We start from the raw sequence: 264 nt of genomic DNA on the forward strand, positions 1-264 counted from the left end.
GCGGGACGAACGCGCATGTGGTGCTGGAGGAGGCGCCGGGTGTTCCGGAGCCTGAGGAGCGTGAGGAGCCGGATCCCGTCTTCGTGGGCGGTGGTGTGGTGCCGTGGGTGGTGTCGGGTCGTGGTGCGGGGGGTCTGGCGGGGCAGGCGGGTCGGCTGGCTGCTTTCGCGGGGGCGGACGAGTCGGTACGTCCGGTGGATGTGGCGTGGTCGCTGGCGGTGACGCGGACCGCGTTCGAGGACCGGGCTGTGGTGCTCGGTTCCG

The 264-nt window shown here is 72.7% G+C and carries 1 pseudogene; it reads left to right on the top strand.

The features are described 5' to 3' along the window. Positions 1-264, top strand: a pseudogene (locus AC5WS8_RS39515) (acyltransferase domain-containing protein); the annotation flags it as partial.

The sequence above is a fragment of the Streptomyces sp. PTL18 genome, assembly GCF_059510295.1.